At 29.9% G+C, this 17,600-nt stretch carries 17 protein-coding genes and 1 pseudogene; 4 read left to right on the top strand and 14 right to left on the bottom strand.

All coding sequences use genetic code 11. From position 1 onward, the window contains the following. Positions 1-7: 7 nt before the first annotated feature. The 4 genes from VIM70_RS10515 to VIM70_RS10500 all read right to left on the bottom strand — a co-directional run bounded on the left by VIM70_RS10515 (position 8) and on the right by VIM70_RS10500 (position 5,092). Entirely contained in the window at positions 8-1,216 is a 1,209-nt protein-coding gene (locus tag VIM70_RS10515; RefSeq protein WP_331945708.1) for an amidase domain-containing protein, read from the bottom strand. 219 nt (positions 1,217-1,435) lie between these two features. After that, on the bottom strand, positions 1,436-2,845 hold the full coding sequence (locus tag VIM70_RS10510; RefSeq protein ID WP_331945707.1) for a L,D-transpeptidase family protein: 1,410 nt from the start codon (positions 2,843-2,845) through the stop codon (positions 1,436-1,438). A 140-nt stretch (positions 2,846-2,985) separates the two neighbouring features. Then, positions 2,986-4,218 carry a hypothetical protein gene (locus VIM70_RS10505; protein ID WP_331945706.1) on the bottom strand — a complete coding sequence of 411 codons (1,233 nt, stop codon included), beginning with the start codon at positions 4,216-4,218 and terminating at the stop codon, positions 2,986-2,988. Positions 4,219-4,315: 97 nt separating this feature from the next. Further along, complete coding sequence (locus VIM70_RS10500) at positions 4,316-5,092, bottom strand: CsxC family protein (RefSeq protein WP_331945705.1); 777 nt, start codon at positions 5,090-5,092, stop codon at positions 4,316-4,318. A gap of 169 nt (positions 5,093-5,261) precedes the next feature. On the opposite strand from VIM70_RS10500, the gene VIM70_RS10495 reads away from it, so the two are divergent. Continuing rightward, positions 5,262-5,624 carry a hypothetical protein gene (locus VIM70_RS10495; RefSeq protein ID WP_331945704.1) on the top strand — a complete coding sequence of 121 codons (363 nt, stop codon included), beginning with the start codon at positions 5,262-5,264 and terminating at the stop codon, positions 5,622-5,624. Positions 5,625-5,912: 288 nt separating this feature from the next. Here VIM70_RS10495 and VIM70_RS10490 read toward each other — a convergent pair whose 3' ends face one another. The 4 genes from VIM70_RS10490 to VIM70_RS10475 form a co-directional block, all read right to left on the bottom strand. Then, a complete protein-coding gene (locus tag VIM70_RS10490) occupies positions 5,913-7,262 on the bottom strand; it encodes a citrate/2-methylcitrate synthase (protein WP_331945703.1) in 1,350 nt (449 codons plus the stop codon). Positions 7,263-7,327: 65 nt separating this feature from the next. Further along, the gene (gene cls, locus VIM70_RS10485) at positions 7,328-8,809 is read right to left on the bottom strand and encodes a cardiolipin synthase (RefSeq protein ID WP_331945702.1); all 1,482 of its coding nucleotides are present in this window, start codon (positions 8,807-8,809) and stop codon (positions 7,328-7,330) included. A gap of 92 nt (positions 8,810-8,901) precedes the next feature. Continuing rightward, on the bottom strand, positions 8,902-10,059 hold the full coding sequence (locus VIM70_RS10480) for an MFS transporter (protein ID WP_414648705.1): 1,158 nt from the start codon (positions 10,057-10,059) through the stop codon (positions 8,902-8,904). Between the two features lie 73 nt (positions 10,060-10,132). Further along, complete coding sequence (locus VIM70_RS10475) at positions 10,133-10,567, bottom strand: MarR family transcriptional regulator (RefSeq protein WP_331945700.1); 435 nt, start codon at positions 10,565-10,567, stop codon at positions 10,133-10,135. A 257-nt stretch (positions 10,568-10,824) separates the two neighbouring features. Here VIM70_RS10475 and VIM70_RS10470 point away from each other — a divergent pair, with 257 nt between their 5' ends. Then, positions 10,825-11,040, top strand: coding sequence for a hypothetical protein (locus tag VIM70_RS10470; protein WP_331945699.1), 216 nt, complete (start codon positions 10,825-10,827; stop codon positions 11,038-11,040). 101 nt (positions 11,041-11,141) lie between these two features. Here the strand turns inward: VIM70_RS10470 and VIM70_RS10465 are convergent, their stop codons facing one another. The 5 genes and pseudogenes from VIM70_RS10465 to VIM70_RS10445 form a co-directional block, all read right to left on the bottom strand. After that, positions 11,142-11,741 (bottom strand): nitroreductase family protein, encoded by a 600-nt coding sequence (locus VIM70_RS10465; RefSeq protein WP_331945698.1) that lies wholly within the window; start codon positions 11,739-11,741, stop codon positions 11,142-11,144. Between the two features lie 91 nt (positions 11,742-11,832). Then, on the bottom strand, positions 11,833-12,279 hold the full coding sequence (locus tag VIM70_RS10460; RefSeq protein ID WP_331945697.1) for a MarR family transcriptional regulator: 447 nt from the start codon (positions 12,277-12,279) through the stop codon (positions 11,833-11,835). A gap of 202 nt (positions 12,280-12,481) precedes the next feature. Continuing rightward, positions 12,482-12,910, bottom strand: a complete 429-nt coding sequence (locus VIM70_RS10455; RefSeq protein WP_331945696.1) for a VOC family protein — start codon at positions 12,908-12,910, stop codon at positions 12,482-12,484. A gap of 110 nt (positions 12,911-13,020) precedes the next feature. Then, positions 13,021-14,418: a PocR ligand-binding domain-containing protein gene (locus tag VIM70_RS10450; protein WP_331945695.1), complete on the bottom strand. Its 1,398-nt coding sequence runs from the start codon at positions 14,416-14,418 to the stop codon at positions 13,021-13,023. Positions 14,419-14,563: 145 nt separating this feature from the next. Next, positions 14,564-15,166 (bottom strand): annotated as a pseudogene (locus VIM70_RS10445) (4Fe-4S binding protein); the annotation flags it as partial. A 129-nt stretch (positions 15,167-15,295) separates the two neighbouring features. Here VIM70_RS10445 and VIM70_RS10440 point away from each other — a divergent pair. Both VIM70_RS10440 and VIM70_RS10435 read left to right on the top strand, forming a co-directional pair. Then, complete coding sequence (locus tag VIM70_RS10440; RefSeq protein ID WP_331945694.1) at positions 15,296-16,204, top strand: AEC family transporter; 909 nt, start codon at positions 15,296-15,298, stop codon at positions 16,202-16,204. Positions 16,205-16,218: 14 nt separating this feature from the next. Next, complete coding sequence (locus tag VIM70_RS10435; RefSeq protein WP_331945693.1) at positions 16,219-16,356, top strand: hypothetical protein; 138 nt, start codon at positions 16,219-16,221, stop codon at positions 16,354-16,356. Between the two features lie 281 nt (positions 16,357-16,637). Here VIM70_RS10435 and VIM70_RS10430 read toward each other — a convergent pair whose 3' ends face one another. Beyond that, positions 16,638-17,600 (bottom strand): dipeptide ABC transporter ATP-binding protein, encoded by a 963-nt coding sequence (locus VIM70_RS10430; protein WP_331945692.1) that lies wholly within the window; start codon positions 17,598-17,600, stop codon positions 16,638-16,640.

The following is a 17,600-nucleotide window of genomic DNA, read 5'->3' as shown; positions in this document are numbered from 1 at the left end:
ATAGTTTTTATTTTACATGTATTAAGTAGAATTTAATATCTTTATCTCCCCAGCCTAAATCCCAGGGCACATGATATCTTTCTATAGTATGAGTATTAACAAGAGGATAACCATGAGAATCAAAACTAGTTACTATAGCAAAATGATCTATAACATTACCTTTAGCATAACAGATTAGATCGCCCATATCCAACTTTTGTATTGCACCACATGGATAACCCGGAATTCTAGAAGTCAATTCCTTGAATGTCCCTTTTCCCACTATTTTTGCCTTACCACTATAAGTCAAATATTTTTTAAATTCATAAGCATTAACCCATGCGCAGCTTCCTTCAGCTCCATCATATTTTTTGTAAGTGCAGTGCCAAGCATCATCGAAGGGTAACCCACCACCCTCTTTATCTCCGATTGATTGAGATACGTAATTAGTACAATTCCCACCAATGCCGGTATAGTTTTTGTATATTTTATTAAATCTTGTTGGATTTTCACTTGCCCATGGCACTCCACAGTATTTATCAGCATATTTAACAGCATTTATTTTATTATATTGACCTTTGGTAACAACATTTAGTTCAAATGGTATTTTAGGACAATTTTCCAGTCTAAAAGTAGGGGCTTTATCATTATTAAGCTTGAGGCCTTTTATTTCTCCCGAATAAGATTTTAATGCATCTTCAAAACAATCTAAATAACAATCATTATAAATTATCCATTTATCTCCGTTTTTTATTAATTCAATAGAATGTGTTATTCCTACTCCAAATATATTTTTAGTAGATGGTATATCATTTTTATAAGCATACTCAAATTTGTAATATTCATCAATCAACAAGCGAATACCTATTTTGGTATTGGTTATTTTTTTGACTTCGGGAATTGATTCAACTTTTAAAAAATTCATATCTCTTTTAATTGACCAATCATTAAAATAACTAAGTCTTTTCACTTCATGCTCCAAACTCCACTTTCCAAACTTTTGAGAAGTATCGTAATAATTAGGGAGATTTGTGATATCTCTAGTAATAAACATGGAGCAACGGTCTTTATAAATATTTTCCATTATTTTTATAATTTCTGTTTGATCAGAATTTACGGAAGCTATTGTAGAAATAGCTATATCATTGAAATTATAGGATTTATAGCATAAGGACCCTAATAAAACAAAGGATAGAATAGTAATAGAAATACAAATTTTGCGAATATGTTGTTTCATTAATTTATATACCTCCAAGCTATTTAAATTAAGAAAAAAATAAGCGTTAAATTAGTATTCCACATTAATAGAATTTCTTTCAAAAATAAAAAAGTGTTAATTTGATTATCGGGAAAATTGTTCATCAAATTTCAGTTAATATACTTAATTATTACTATTAATTTTTGCGAGGTAGCTGATATCAATAGCTTGTCCCATCCAATCCAAAAAAACGTCTTGTTAATTATAACAAACAACTGGAATACCCGGCTCAATATTATCGAATATTGCTTTTGCTAAATAGTATGGCGAATTTATACAACCATGGGAACCACCTGTCTTATATATTTCCCCTCCAAATTGACTGCGCCAGCTTGCATCATGAATTCCTATACCTCCATTAAAGGGCATCCAAAAGGTAACAGGAGAAGCGTAACCCGGTCCTCTCAAAGTCGCATTTCTTTCTTTATATTTTAAACTATAAATTCCTCCTGGTGTTGTATTATTCCCGTTTGCATTACCTGTGACAATATCACCTTGTACCATTAGTGAACCATTTTTATAAAACCATAAGTGCTGCTCAGTCAAATCTATTTCTACATAGGTATTCCCCATATCATTAATGCCATGAGATAAGGCAGTTTGATTATATTCAGGTTCTTTTGATATAGTTCTCCCTTCCTTTATGTCCAAAATTAAATCTTGTGTTTCTTTAGCTCTATTAATAGACCAGCCATAATCACCGCCACCAATGTTTATTTCCTTTCCTGATGATGAAACAAGATTTCTTCTCTTTCCAATTGTATTATAATTATCAGAAAGTACGTCTATATAATTTTTAACTTCTTTCTCATTAAATGTAACTTTAATTTTCTCATCAACGGTAAGCCACTTATTTATTTTAGAACCATCTAAAAGTTCTCTACTTTCTCCAATAATATATGTGATTTTAGAAAACACATATTTGTTAAGTATGTTCTTGGTGTCAACTATTTTGGGGGAATTTGAAGTATATAACGGTTTAACATAGCAATTGATTGAGTCCAAATCCATTGTAGTTTTTTCCTTAAGTATTGCCTCTGATACATGATCATATAAAATATCTTTATTGACCTTGTTTCCATTTACTTCACCTACAATCACGTAACCATTATCTGTATACTTAAAGCTAGGATTTTTAGGTTCAATTATATTACTGCTTTCAAAACAGGAGAGCTTATCAACTCGCTTTTTTAATAGGTCCTTATCGTATTTAACTCCTTCTATCATTTTAGAATCCTCTGTATTAAAAAATGCTGAAATCCATTTAAAAGGGTTTTGACTATCTTTAAAATCTTTAAATTGCCCACCTGAATTATACTTTAACCCAACTTCATCTGCTCTAATTTGTTCGTTTTTGCCACCTCGTTCTTTTATATTTAACTTATATGTCTGAAGCTTAGATGCCATTTGTTTATTTACATCCTCCACACTTTTGCCTGAAACATTACTGGAATTTATTTTAGAACCAAAATAAAAATGATTCATGAAATATATTGTCATTCCAAAATATATAACAAGTAATGTGATAATAGAAATTATAATACCTATAACAATTTTCTTATGTTTTTTTTCTAGCCTTATTGTTGACTTCTCCACTTCATTTTCCATAATACCCACCCTTTCAATAACAATAAAATTCAGAATTAGTACGTGTCATTTTTAAATCTATATTTCATTTTATGTGTTAACCTACGTACTTAAACCAATTATTATTAATATTGTTTGTAAATTAAAAAAGAGAATATTATTTATGTTTTTTTTCTATAATTAATTGCTATATCCTGATTTTGAATCAATGTTAATGAAAGATTTATTAATATATTTTCTTTGATGGTATGAAAACTAATCTCTAAAGGGAAATCTTCACTAAAAGCCATTTTATCGACCAAAGTATATGTTTCATGAATTCTAGCTTTTTCTATTTCACAATTTATAGGTGGAGCATCGCAATTGATATATTCACTCGATTGAATATTTTTTTTGCCTAAATATTCGTTAAAATCCTTATTTATATTTAAACAATCTGATGATATATAAATGGGTATATAATCCGGAACTTTCCGTTTGGATAAAACCGGAGGGACTTTATATTTAATTAAAGTAGTACATTTAAAAGGGATATAAATTATAACACATTCAGTGTCTAAATTAATTATGTTATCATTTACACCTTTTGCTACAGAAAAATCTAATTTATTTCTAACAAAACCTTCTAAAAAAAGTTTTCCATTTATGGCGAAGGAAATATCGTCTTTTTCAGTCAAAGGTATTAATCTACTATTAGTTAAATATATATCCTTTTTCATACTCTTTATATCTAATGCAGCATTTTTTAATCTAAACGTTGATTCAATAGGAATATCTATATTTTTTTCTGCTATTATGATGGGTATCGTTGATATTAAGTTATCGAAGCAATTAGTATCTATTTTTTCAGAAATTTTATAAATATCATTAGTGGTAATATTGATTTCCCCTTTTTTGTTTGTACCTTCTGTATCATCTTCAATAATTACTTCTTGTTTGGGAAGTATGTATTTTATATTCAACTTATCTTTTGAATTAATTAAACTTAATTTATTTGCTATTACTCTATTTTCTTCTTTAATATTTGTTGAGCTGTTTTTCAGCGTTTTATTAATATTTTCATTATAATATGACTGTTGTAAAAGCCTTAAAATAACAAGAAATTGTGTCATACTTAATTTATCACAAATAGGAAGTATAGATTCTGTATCATTTTCAAAAGTTACATCTTGAATAGGATTTATATTTTCTGAAACATCTACAATACTTACTTCTTGTAATGGAAGTATAACTTCTGTATTCTTTTTTATATTTAAATTATTGGGTTTAATATTTGTTGGTTTTTTATTAGATGTTTTATTAATATTTATAAAACAAGATGGTTGTTGTAACATGTTCAACATAATAAGCGATTTTATCATTTTTGATTTTTCACGGTTCTTGTCTTTTTTCATTGAAAAATGCTCCTTTTTTATTATATAAATAACCGTTTTTCTAAAGAATAATATTTTTTAGAAAAACGGTTATATTTAATTGTCTATAGTGAGCGATTTACTCGTCGCAATCGTCATACCTAACACGTGGAATATTTACCTGTTGTACTTGTAATACCTTAACCTTAATATATATAACCATCTTTTCGATTACTTTATTATAAAGCTGTATATTTGAATTAGTTTTATGATATAAAGGATCTGTATTAATATCATCTTCAAAAATTCTTACTCCTTCTAATTCACAGTATGGGTTTTCAGTAAAAGTTACATGGTCTTCAAGATATTGTTCACATCCTAATTTTCCGATAATAGCTCCAGCGCAGTCTTGACATCCGCAACTGCTTATTAAATCTATTTCAGTTTGAGCACCGCGAACATTAACTACTGGTGGTACCGCATATACAACTTCTGTTACAGTAGTAAAAGGAATATCTATTGTTGTATGAGCAATTCTACCACTTACAATTTCTTTTTCTACACAATCTGCCGTAGCATATTCTATATTTTTTCTTACGAATCCACTTATAAATAATTTTCCAGAAATGAGAGTGCCATCTGCAGCAATTTTGCCTGATCTTGGAATTAATTTACATTGAGTTAAAAATACATTTTTCTTTATTCTTTTAATTTCCAAAAATGGTTCCTTTAATTTAAATACAGCTTCAACATCTATTTGAATCTCTCTTTCGGCGAGTACTACAGGAATTTTAGCTACTAGAGGACCATGGATGCCCACTGGTGTAATAGTGGTTCCACTACTTAAATGTAAAGTTTGTGAGCTAATAATTTCGCCACAATCATCGCAAGGGTGTACAATTTGATTCTTTTCCAAAGATAATTCCTCCTTTATTAAGGTCTTGAGACCTTCTACATAATATGTAAAGAATAAAGAAAGCGTTACTTTATATGTGAATAACTGTTTTTATTTTCATTTTTCACTTATAGTGTCATTTTCATTTAAGTTACGTATTATATACTAAGTAAAACTAAGGAGTGATATTATGTCAAATATTGAAACAAATTATCATCCTGATGACTGGTGTGATGATAAACAAAATTGTGAAGACCAGCGTGGTTATGAAGCAGGACAGGATAATAAAGATACATGTGCTTGTACAAAAAAATATTATGAAAAACAAGATAGCAAAGATAAGTGTGATTGTGAAGAGAACCATGATAAAGAAGAATATAACAAAGTTAAGTGCGATTGTGAAAAGAAACATGATGAAAAACAAATTATAAAAGTTAAGTGCGATTGTGAAAAAAAGCAACTTCACGACGATGAATTACCTGAAATAGCTGAAGACCCTCATAGTATTCAATCCAGATATAAGATTTCAAGGTGGGATTGTTCGAAATACTAAATTAAGAATCCATATGCGAAAACATCATTCAATAAAAATAGGGATACCAAATGGTATCCTTATTTAGTAAATTCAGAAACTCTTAGGCATCCCCCTCTTAATGTTTTCATTAATTCTTCTATCTTTCTTGCTGACATCGGTTTATAGTATTTTTTAGATTTACTGCATAAAATGTCAATTTCACTTTATTTATGACAACTTTTAGTGCTTATACAAATAAAGATACACCCACGTATGTGAGTGTATCATCTTAAAAATATAAAATAGTATGCTGATAGGTTTTACTTGCTATCTATCACTTAATTGAACATAAGTACTACTTCCTGCAACGCATTTATATGCAGGTCTAATAATTTTACCATCATTTGTTATTTCCTCTAACCTGTGAGCACTCCAGCCAACTATTCTTGATATAGCAAAAATAGAAGTGTACATCTCTTCTGGTATACCAAGCATTCTATATACGAAGCCTGAGTAGAAGTCTACGTTAGCACTTACACCTTTGTAAATCTTTCGTACACTAGCAATAACTTTTGGTGCTAATTCTTCTACTCTTGCATAAAGGTTGTATTCATCCTCTAGCCCTTTTTCCTTAGCAAGTTTTGCTACATATTTTTTGAAAATTACAGCTCTTGGGTCAGATATAGAATAAACTGCATGACCCATTCCGTATATTAGTCCAGATTTATCAAACGCCTCTTTAGTTAGTATTTTTAATAGATATTTTTCAATTTCCACATCGTCTTTCCAATTACTAACTTTTTCCTTCATATCTTCGAACATCTCAACAACTTTTATGTTTGCACCTCCATGTCTTGGCCCTTTTAAAGAACCAAGAGCAGCGGCTATTACTGAATAAGTGTCGGAACCAGAGGATGTTACTACATGTGTAACAAAGGTGGAGTTATTGCCACCACCGTGCTCTGCATGAAGCACTAGGCCAAGGTCAAGTAATATAGCTTCTAGTTTTGTGTATTTACTATCTTCGCGGAGCATATACAAAATGTTTTCAGCAGTACTTAGATCCGGCCTTGGACTACGAATAATCAAATTGTTATCTTTGTGGTAATGTGATAGGGCATGGTAACCATAAACCACCATAAGTGGAAAACAAGCAATAAGTCTTATACATTGCTCCAAAACATTGCTTACAGAAGTATCTTCAGCCTTGTCGTCTATGCTATAAAGTGCTAATATACTTCTTGCTAATGAATTCATTATATTTTTACTTGGCATTTTTAATATCATATCTCGTACGAAATCCTCAGGAAGAACTCGGTATTTAGAAAGTAAATCCATGAAGTTTTTAAGTTCTTCTTTATTAGGAAGATCACCAAAAAGCAATAAATAACAGGTTTCTTCAAATCCAAATCGTCTATCATTAAGAAAACCGTCTACCAAATTTTCAATATCTATACCTCTATACTTTAAAGACCCTGCAACGGGAACCATCTCATCATTTTTAATGATAAAAGAATTTACTTGACTAATTTCCGTTAGACCTACAAGCACTCCACGTCCATCAAGGTCTCTAAGCCCTCGCTTAACTTGATATTTACGATATAGCTCAGGATCTATGAAACTACTTAATTTTCCAGGCATTGCCTCTTTAAATTCGTTCAATTCGTTGTTATCCATAATATCACACCTCACAAAATAATTATTAATAATTTTCTACAATAATACCTACATACCCAACTTTTTTAAGCAAGTGGAGCAATAAACCGCCAAATAGATTCATAGATTTTTTTCCACAACCCTCGCTCCGAATAAGTTTCAGTATCGAATATTGTACAGTCTTTGATATCATTTAAAAATGTATCACGACATTTAATTGCAAACTCATTATTATAAATAAATGCATTGATCTCATAATTAAGACTAAAACTTCTAATATCGATATTTGCAGTTCCTACTGTTGAAACGTGATCATCTATAACAAGTGTTTTTGCATGTAGAAAACCTGAATGCAAATAGACCTTTACACCATCTTTTAAGAGTTTCGCTGCGTTTAATAAAGATACAGCATAAATAGATTTTTTATCAGGTACACCAGGAAGCATGATTCTAACATCGACACCACAAGCTGCAGCAAGCCTTAAGGCATCTAATAAAGTTTTGTCTGGAATAAAATATGGTGTCTGAATATATAAATATTTTTTTGCTGTGGTAATCATTTTAACATATCCATCTTTTATAGTGTCATTTCGACTACTAGGTCCACTAGAGAGTATTTGTACTCCTAGGTTTCCATCTTGAATTGGACTATAAAAACTTTTTAACAATTTTTCATCAAACATCAATTTAGCTCTATTTTTCTTTCTAAAGTTTTGATTTTGCAAGAAAACCAAGTCAGTCCAAAATCTTGTTTGAAGTGAGAGTACACAATTACCAGTCAACCGAATTGTTGTATCCCTCCATGGTTTATTTATCTTTTTCAAACCAAAGTATTCGTCTCCCACATTAATTCCACCAGTATGAGCGATTTTTCCATCAACAATAACTATTTTCCTGTGTAATCTGTAATTAATAAGCAAAAAACTTTTTACCATTGACGGCAAAAATCTGTACACTTGACCACCTGATTCTTTTAACTCTTTAAAATCACTCATATGAGTATGTAAAGAACCAATACCATCATATATTAGAGTCACTTTTACTCCCTGACTTGACTTTTCTTTTAAAATACGAATGAATTCTTTACCAACATTATCTTTTGATTTAAAAATATAATACATCACTTCAATACTTTTCGTTGCATTTTTAATATCTTCAAAAATTCGAGAAAAATTTTCCTGAGCACTTATTAAAAGCTCCACATTATTATTTTGAGTAAAATAGGCCATTGCATTTCTTGAGTTCATAGTTATCAAATCTGTGTATTTTTCAGTTTCTACTTCTTTAAACTGTATTTTATCCGCAGCAATATCATGAATTTGTTTATCCAGTACTTTATTGTACTTTTCTTCGATTTCACTCATACCATATTTTTTTGACATAACACGCATTTTATATTTACTACCAATAAAGAAATAAAGAATAAAACCGACGTAAGGTAGAAAATAAAATAATAATAACCAAGCAAATATTACTCTCGTATCGCTTCGTTTCACAAAAATCAATGTTAAAACAAATGCAATATTAATTACATACATAAATATTAGAAAAATAGTTGATAAATCCATGTTACTCCTCCATTATTACTATTTATAGAGATATTACATTATCTCATATTAATTAGCAAGTAGAATTGTCAGAAAATATTGAATTTATATATTTATGCTACTTCTTCTTCCTCTGCACTTAAGTCTTGTTTTCTGTTAATATTGATCTTAACAAGGTTGCTAACGTATATTATTAAAAGTAAAACTATAAATATAGAAGAAAATCTATACATAACTGCATAACCTTTATAACCAGCAATAGAAGCCAAAAGAATTGAACCAACTGTATATGCTAAATCCATGGAAGATAAGAAAGTCCCATTAGCGGCTCCTTTTCGGTTGTCTGGTGAACGATTTACCGCCCAGGCCTGCAGAGATGGTTGCACGGCCCCGTATCCAAGACCATAAAATAAAGAAGCCATTATGAGTGATGGGATAGACTTTGCATATGACAATAGTATAAGTCCTATAATTATCGAAATTGAGCCAAAAATTATTACTTCAACGTGTCCTTTTTTATCAAATATCTTTCCAAAAATAGGTCTAGTTATTAATATTATTGCTATAAATCCAACAAAATAAATCCAAATGGAAGTTATTTTCAATTCCATCCCATATAACATTATATAACTCATAATCCCACACAATGTAATTACAAGAAGAAAACATAACAAAGATGGTAGTGCAGCTTTTTTTTCAAAGGAATCTACCAAAGAAAACTTTTTCTTTGATTTAGAGATTTCAAAAACTTTTTTAGGTATTTTAACCTGGCTAAGAAATAGGACACCCATAACTACTAAGGCTATTGATGTAATAGCAATATTTTTAAAACTATATAAATTCATTATTATTATTGCAACCATAGGGGATAACGCCATAGATATTATCATTGAAAGTGAGTAATAACCCATCCCTTCACCACGTTTTTCCACCGGTATAATATCCGAAAAAATTGCAGCTGCACCAGTTGACGCTAGTCCCCACCCTATACCTTGAATGATACGCACAAATATTATTGCATCTAAAGGAAGCCAAATAAATGATAATGTGCTACCTGCAAGGATTATTGAACCTATCAAAAGCAATGGCTTAATTTCAACTTTATCCATAATACTACCTGTAAATAGTCTGATTAACAATGATGTTATTGAAAATATGCTAACAACTAGACTTGCTTCAAGATTACTTCCTCCAATGGCTTTTGCATATGCAGGCAGGGTTGGTGTGAGCATATAAAACCCTAAATATATAAATAAATTTGCAAAAAGCATTAGTATATAGCTTTTAGTCCATAGTTTTGTTGAACTTGATTGAATTGTCGCTTTCAAATTAATTCCTCCTGTCTTACTTTAAATTGTCTATATTTTCATCAATCTGTAAAAAAACTTCATTAAATATTTTTAGTTTCTCATCAGATATTCCCTTTAGAACATCATAGAATATTTCCTCTAAAAACGGAGCAACTTTTTTGCAAGTAATTAGACCATCCTCTGTTATATGTATAACAATAGAACGTCTGTCTTCCTTACTCTGATGCCTTTGAATAAATTTTTTTCTCTCAAGTATGTCAATTATTCTAGTTAAAGTAGACTGATCTTTAGTTGAAATTTCTGCTAAATGTTTTTGACTTATTTTGTTTTGTTTAGATAATTTCATTAATACTGCCCATTGTTCAGTTGTAATATCAAACTTTACCAGTTTAGTATTTAGGTAATGTATTAGTTTTTTATTGATTTTGTTTGTTAGCATTCCAATATCTTGATCATAAGATTCAAACAATTTCTATCAACTCCATCTGTTAAACTTGTTGTAACAATAATTGGTACAACAACTAATTATACACACTATTATGTGGTTGTTCAATATTTATTTTGCAATCTAATTATACAAGTTTATATTTTTGCTCAACAAAATAGTAATTACATAATTTTAATTTAAAATATTTGCAATTTCAAAATATTTTGTGTATTATTAGTATTACAATATTACTCAAAAAAAAATAAGAAATATTCACAGTCAAAAGGAGATAAATTATTATGAAAAATTTTGCAAGTGTTGATAAAGTTGGTTTAAGAAATAAAGAAACAAAAAAGCTTATTGTTGTATACCCTTACAAGCCACAGGGCACAGATGCAGAAATCGATAAAACTGTTAAAGACTGGTATTATAAGCAAAGCTGCTCAGCCGAAGATGAAATTTTAAATGCCTACGTTGATTTTTTAACTGAAAATGAAATAAAATCACATAAATAAAGATACCCTTAATCGTGTTTTACGATTAAGGGTATTTTCCATTTTTATGTTTAACTCAATAGGGTCGTGGTGACCACTATGTTAACCTGCTAAGGTGTATATTATTTAAATATCTTAATACGTTCCTCTAATGGTTGAACTTGTTTTTCGTCAGGTAAAGCAGTTGGTTTACCAAATGGCATTTGTGCGATAAGTTTCCAACTATCTTGTAAGTTCCATTCTTTTTTTACCTGAGTTTCAATTAGTTCATTATAGTGTTGTAGTGATGCACCAAATCCTTCAATTTCTAATGATGTCCATACAACATATTGGTGCATTCCACTTGTTTGCTGAGCCCAAACTGGAAAATTATCCTTGTAAAGAGCAAATTGACTTTGAAGGGATTCAATTACACTAGTATCTTCAAAGAATAAAACTGTACCATACCCATTACGGAATGAATTTATTTTATCCTCAGTAGGTGCAAATTTATCAATAGGAACTATCTTCCTTAAAGTTTCTTTTGTAATATCCCATAATTTATCGTGTTGTTTTTCTAATAATAAAACTACTCTTGTACCTTGAGAATTAAATGCTGATGGTGTATTCTTCACAGCTTTTTCAATAACTTCTTTAATTACCTCATCTGTTGTTACTTTTTCTTTACTAATTCCATATATTGTACGTCTGTCTGCCACTGCAGTGTAAAAATCTTTTTTCATATTATTATTCCTCCAATTTTATATTTTTCTTTATTATTTACAAATAGAAGTTTAAACATCCCTTTTTATTTAAGTATAAACTTAAGTTAATTTATACACCTGATAATTTTTTCAATAAACTTATTAAATTTATCTTCTCCTCTGATGTTAAGTTACTGAAGATTTCATTTATATTTTCTATATGTTTTGGAAATATTTTACTTATGAGAGTTCTTCCATCAATAGTAATACTTATCAAGTTAACTCGTCTATCTTTTGGATCAGTACATCTCTTAACAAGATTTCCCTTAACTAGATTATCTATAACAACAGTCATATTCCCACCAGTAGAAAGGATTTTATCTATTATTTCACTTACTCTTAGATCACCTTTATGATATAGTATCTCAAGTACTGCAAACTGAGAGACTGTTAACCCACCTTCTTTAATAGTTTTATATTCTCTTTTATGAACATTCTGAGTACATCTACTTAATGCTATTAATGCTTTTAAATTTAAATGTGTAGATTTTCCGTAAGTATTTTTTTTATTATCCATGTTTATAATATACTACTAACTAGTAATAACGTCAACATCTTTTTCATTATTCTTTCAAGTATTTAAAATTAAAAGTCAAATCTCTATTCTCCACTATTGTTATGTGTTAGATGTTTAATAGTAGTAGATGCAAAAAGGATATAGAACCTTTTTCTTTATGAGAAAGTCCTACATCCTTTTTTGTTAAACAATCACTTGAAAATTACAATTCCATTTCTCCATTGTCATAGCTAAATTGCCATCCAATTCCAAACTTATCTGTAAGGCTACCATAACATTTGCTAAAGAATGTTTCTTGAAGGTCCATTACTATTACGCCACCCTCTTTTAGTTTGTTGAATAAAGATTTAATTTCATCCATATTCTTACTACCTATCACAAGGCTTATGTTATTTCCTACAACAAAAGGACTACCGGGAAAAACATCTGAAAACATAACATTGCTTCCACTAATATTAAGTAGTGCATGCATTACTAATTTTTTAGCTTCCTCTGGAAGAAGAAATTGAGGGTTTGGTGGTGTATCCCCAAAAGTCATAATTTGTGGTTTTTCTGTTTCAAAAACCTGTGCGTAAAACTCTACTGCTTCACGACAGTTTCCATTAAAATTAATATAAACATCAATAGCCATTCGCTTCACTCCTAATTTAAAGTTTTTAATTATCTTTTATATGTTAATGTTTAAACATAGCTATTTTTAAGTAATTAATAAGTCAATATAACTATATTTTTATAAAATGTCTAAAAATATATATCTGAAAATTCAATTTTGATTTTCTCTATAGGATCATTCATGTTACAGTTTTCGCTTTTGGGGAATATCTCAGATTCTATGAGCCTAATAGGTAATTTTATGGTAAATTCACTTCCAACACCTATTTCACTTTCAACACTTACTTCTCCTCCATGCATTTCTACTAAGGATTTTACTAATGATAATCCTATTCCACTGCCTTCCACATTCCCCCTTAAAGAATCATCAACCTGGGTATACGTATCAAAAATTTTGTTTAACATATTCTGTGGTATTCCACTCCCTGTATCCTTTACCCTTAGAAGTATATAGTTTCCCTTATCGTAAATATTTACTCTTATTATACCTTCAGCTTCAGTAAATTTAATTGCATTTGATAATATATTCAGCATTATTCTTTCAAACTTTTCTGAATCAAAAGCTGTTATTTTTTCTTCTATATCTGTATCAAATACTATAGTTATTTTTTTAAGTTTTGCATAATAAACTACAGATAGAGTGATGTCTTCAATAGTCTTTATAATATTTTTATTAATCAATTTTAATTTATAAAAACCAAGTTCAATCTTATTCATATCAATTAGATTGTTAATAAGCCTTATCAATCTATAACAATTTTGCTTCATTACTTTTGAATATTTAGAAAACATTCCATAATCTGGAACTGCTGACTTATTATCATATTTACTTTCTAGTAGTTGCAATGCGCTAAAAATAATATTAAGTGGAGTTTTTAATTCATGAGACATAGAAGAAAACATATTTGCTTGATTCGTATTATATTTTTTAGCTTCATCTAATAATTTGTTCTGGTCTAAAATACTTTTTTCCAATCTTTTTGCATCTATTTTTAATTTTAGTTCTCCATAGCCTATTTTTGAAATGGAATTTGCAATAACAAATATAGCTTCTACTGCTGATTCCAATTTTTGCTCTTTTATAATATTAACTTCCCTAAGTGCTACAAGAAATTCCTTTTCACTAAGTTTTAGTTCTTTTATTGTATTTTTGAAATCTGAAACTAATGGTTTCCTTATTAAAACTTGTCCCCCCAAGATAGTTCCGATATGCTCTCCATCTACTACAATTGGAGCTGCAAAATCTAATAAACCTGCATGACACTTAGCGATGTATGGTTTACCCGTTTTTGCAGCAACCTCTCCACATTTTCGATGAGATTCTGCGCATCTATTATCCCCCAATACCGAATTATGTATAAAATTTGTACATACATTTGTATACATAGAAGGTTTTGTAACAGGGTTGCCATTTATATCTACAATAATGCTTGCAATATCCATGCTTTTTGCAACATTATCTTGAAAACTTTGAAGTAATTCGATATCTAAAACATCTGTTATTTTCAAGAGTTCTTTATTTTTCATATTTTTCCTCCTAAAACATTTTCTATCATATTTTAATAATCATACCATGATTTTAACAGAAAATATCATAAAATGGAATAGAGGAAAACTGCATAAGCAGGCATTATTTTTAAATACTGCTACAGGGGCTGATTGTATATAATTTTTATATATTCTCCCTAATAGGTATTCTACTTTCACAAGGTACACCTATCTGACATTTTCCACATCCATATCTAGGCTTATATTTTTTAGATGTTTTATTCAAAAATTTAGAACATATCATGTGATTTTTACCTTTTGCTATGGATATTGCATTGACCGGGCATTTTTTTACACATGCACCGCACATTGAACAATACTCATAAATGTTTTCATACTCTCTTTTGTCAGGTGACAAATATAATTCTGTGATGATACTACCAAATCTCCCTTTTGATGTTATTAATCCTTTAGAAAGTCCAAATGTTCCAAGTCCACATACAAAGGCCACATGTCTTTCAGACCAAGTGCTTGTAAATGATACTTTGGAATGCTTTGATGCCTCATTCAACTCAGTTTGTGCCCAGAATCTTTCATCCAAAGCAGGCACTAGACTATTATATCCTGCATTTATCAATTCTGACCTCAGGTTTATACATAACTTATTTATAAAAACTTGACCTTCAATACGTCCGTGCAACCATTCTTCAGAAGGCCATAATTTTTCCCTGGCATTTCCCCTTTTAACTACATCGCTAAATGGTAAAAATAACGAGATAAAACGTTTAAGCATCATTAATTAATTCACTATGAAAATATTGCCTTCTATAACTATATATTTATGATGTTTTTTTATTTAATCCCATGCTATAATATTAAATATTATGGCCGAATTATCATCACAAGGAGATAACAAATGAATACTATTAACTCTCAGTTTGCAATATCATTAAGTATTATTTTATTAGGATACTTTCTGAAGAAAGTAGGGATTTTAAAGGAAAGCGATGGAGAAGTGATTTCTAGATTAATTTTTAATGTTACACTTCCCTCTATTGTAATAAATGTTTTTAGCACTATGGAAATAGACAAAAACCTACTACTCGTTCCCATATTCTGCTTAGTCTACGGGTTAATGATGACGATAGTAGCCCTCATCGTATTCAAGGGAGAATCCAGACGTGACAAGGGAATGCTATCAATGCTAGTTCCTTCCTTCAATGTTGGACTTTTTGCATATCCTTTAGTAGAGTCAATTTGGGGCAGGTCAGGGCTTAAATATTTTGGGATGTTTGATATGGGTAATTCCTTTATTGTTTTCGCTGTTTGTTATATTGTTGCAAGCATCTATTCAAGTAGCAAAGGGGAAATCAGCTACAAGAATATTTTTTCTAAAACGTTACAATCAATACCTTTCCTTACATATATTATTACATTAACGATTAATCTTTTGGGCCTTAACATTCCAAAACCGATTATTGAAATTACGGGGGTTCTATCTAAAGCAAATATGCCCCTTGCATTGTTGGCACTTGGATTATATCTCAGTTTTTCCTTTAAGAAAGTTTATTTGAAAAATATGGCCAAGATAATTGCTTTAAGATACATGGTTGGACTTGGAGTGGGTATACTTCTTTATAACTTAGTACCTTTAGATCCAATGTTTAAAATAACCATGTTAATTGGTTTTATATTACCAATCAGTTTTACAGTAATTCCTTACTCAGTAGAATTTGGATACGATACTAAGTTTGTAGGAACTGTCAATAATTTTACAATTGTAATAAGCTTTTTACTTATGTGGGGTATTATTGCTTTTATCTAAAGGCACAAAATAATGTGATTATAAATAAAGCTACTATAGAAAGCAATGTTAATATAAGAAGTAATGTTTGTTTAGGAAATGGAGAAGATATTATTCTAATAGAAGAAGGAAAAGATATTAACGCTGATTCAAAAATATTAACAAAATTATAAAGTTAAACTAACACAAAATCCAGGTCTTTAGTTGATCATTTAGGTTCAGGAAAACCTTGGGATTTAGATAGAAAAATAAATGGGTTATTTTTATTTAATCTTACTTCAGATAAGTCTTTATTAAGAGATATAGATGTATTAAGTGATAACATTGAGTATATTTACAAATCTAAACAAGATTATGTAATAATCTCTTCTAGCGTAAATATTCCTGAAACAGACGTAATGAAACTAGAAATCATAAAAAAATAGACAACATAAAATTGTCTATTTTTTATAATTTACAAGTTCCAGCACGCTACTCTATGACCTCCACCTATATCTTCAAACTTAGGTTCCTCTTTAGTGCATTTTTCTGTGCACTTAAAGCATCTAGTATGAAAACTGCATCCAGAGGGTGGATTAATTGGACTTGGGACATCACCTTTTAATATTATTCTACTTTTCTTCTTAGTTGGATCCGGAATTGGAATAGCTGATAACAACGCTTGTGAATATGGATGTCTAGGCTGATTATAGAGTATATCTCCATCCGCAAGTTCAACCATCTTCCCTAGATACATTACACCAACCCTTGTGCTTACATGTTTAACTACATTTAGTCCATGCGCAATGAATAGATAGGTTAAATCAAATTCCTTTTGCAGATCATGAAGCAAATTTAATACCTGAGCCTGTATAGAAACATCTAATGCTGATACTGCTTCATCACAAACTATAAGCTTAGGATTTAGAGAAAGAGCCCTTGCTATACCAACCCTTTGTCTTTGCCCGCCACTAAACTCATGTGGATACCTATTTTTATGAAAACTAGCAAGTCCAACACAATTTAAAAGAGATAAAACCCTTTTTTCTATATTTTCTTTTTTTTCTGTTTTGTTTACCTTCATAGGCTCTGCTATTATGTCTCCAATGCTCATCCTTGGGTTAAGAGAAGAGTATGGATCTTGAAATATAATTTGAATGTTTTTCCTCATATTTTTTTGATCTTTTTTGGATAACTTAGCTATGTCGTGTCCTTCAAATATAACTTGACCAGATGTTGGTGCCATCAAATTTACAAGCATTTTACCAGTAGTTGATTTACCACAACCTGACTCTCCAACTAAACCTAAAGTTTCACCCTTAAAAATATTAAACGATACACCATCAACAGCCTTAACAAAATCTGTAGTTTTACCAAATACACCAGATTGCACAGGAAAATACTTTTTCAAATCTTTAACTTCTAATAATGGTTCCAT

The organism is Clostridium sp., from assembly GCF_036569345.1.
Classification (GTDB): domain Bacteria; phylum Bacillota; class Clostridia; order Clostridiales; family Clostridiaceae; genus Clostridium_AD.
The sequence above is the reverse complement of the archived record's forward strand: the minus strand, read 5'-3'. Positions and strand labels throughout refer to the sequence as shown.

Excerpts from the sequence above, each read along its gene's own strand:
- VIM70_RS10505 (WP_331945706.1), bottom strand. The coding sequence starts at position 4,218 with ATGAAAAAAGACAAGAACCGTGAAAAATCAAAAATGATAAAATCGCTT.
- VIM70_RS10490 (WP_331945703.1), bottom strand. The coding sequence starts at position 7,262 with ATGGATAACAACGAATTGAACGAATTTAAAGAGGCAATGCCTGGAAAA.
- VIM70_RS10495 (WP_331945704.1), top strand. The coding sequence starts at position 5,262 with ATGTCAAATATTGAAACAAATTATCATCCTGATGACTGGTGTGATGAT.
- VIM70_RS10450 (WP_331945695.1), bottom strand. The coding sequence starts at position 14,418 with ATGAAAAATAAAGAACTCTTGAAAATAACAGATGTTTTAGATATCGAA.
- VIM70_RS10440 (WP_331945694.1), top strand. The coding sequence starts at position 15,296 with ATGAATACTATTAACTCTCAGTTTGCAATATCATTAAGTATTATTTTA.
- VIM70_RS10430 (WP_331945692.1), bottom strand. The coding sequence starts at position 17,600 with ATGGAACCATTATTAGAAGTTAAAGATTTGAAAAAGTATTTTCCTGTG.
- VIM70_RS10465 (WP_331945698.1), bottom strand. The coding sequence starts at position 11,741 with ATGAAAAAAGATTTTTACACTGCAGTGGCAGACAGACGTACAATATAT.
- cls (WP_331945702.1), bottom strand. The coding sequence starts at position 8,809 with ATGGATTTATCAACTATTTTTCTAATATTTATGTATGTAATTAATATT.
- VIM70_RS10470 (WP_331945699.1), top strand. The coding sequence starts at position 10,825 with ATGAAAAATTTTGCAAGTGTTGATAAAGTTGGTTTAAGAAATAAAGAA.
- VIM70_RS10515 (WP_331945708.1), bottom strand. The coding sequence starts at position 1,216 with ATGAAACAACATATTCGCAAAATTTGTATTTCTATTACTATTCTATCC.
- VIM70_RS10480 (WP_414648705.1), bottom strand. The coding sequence starts at position 10,059 with ATGCTTTTTGCAAATTTATTTATATATTTAGGGTTTTATATGCTCACA.
- VIM70_RS10460 (WP_331945697.1), bottom strand. The coding sequence starts at position 12,279 with ATGGATAATAAAAAAAATACTTACGGAAAATCTACACATTTAAATTTA.
- VIM70_RS10510 (WP_331945707.1), bottom strand. The coding sequence starts at position 2,845 with ATGGAAAATGAAGTGGAGAAGTCAACAATAAGGCTAGAAAAAAAACAT.
- VIM70_RS10455 (WP_331945696.1), bottom strand. The coding sequence starts at position 12,910 with ATGGCTATTGATGTTTATATTAATTTTAATGGAAACTGTCGTGAAGCA.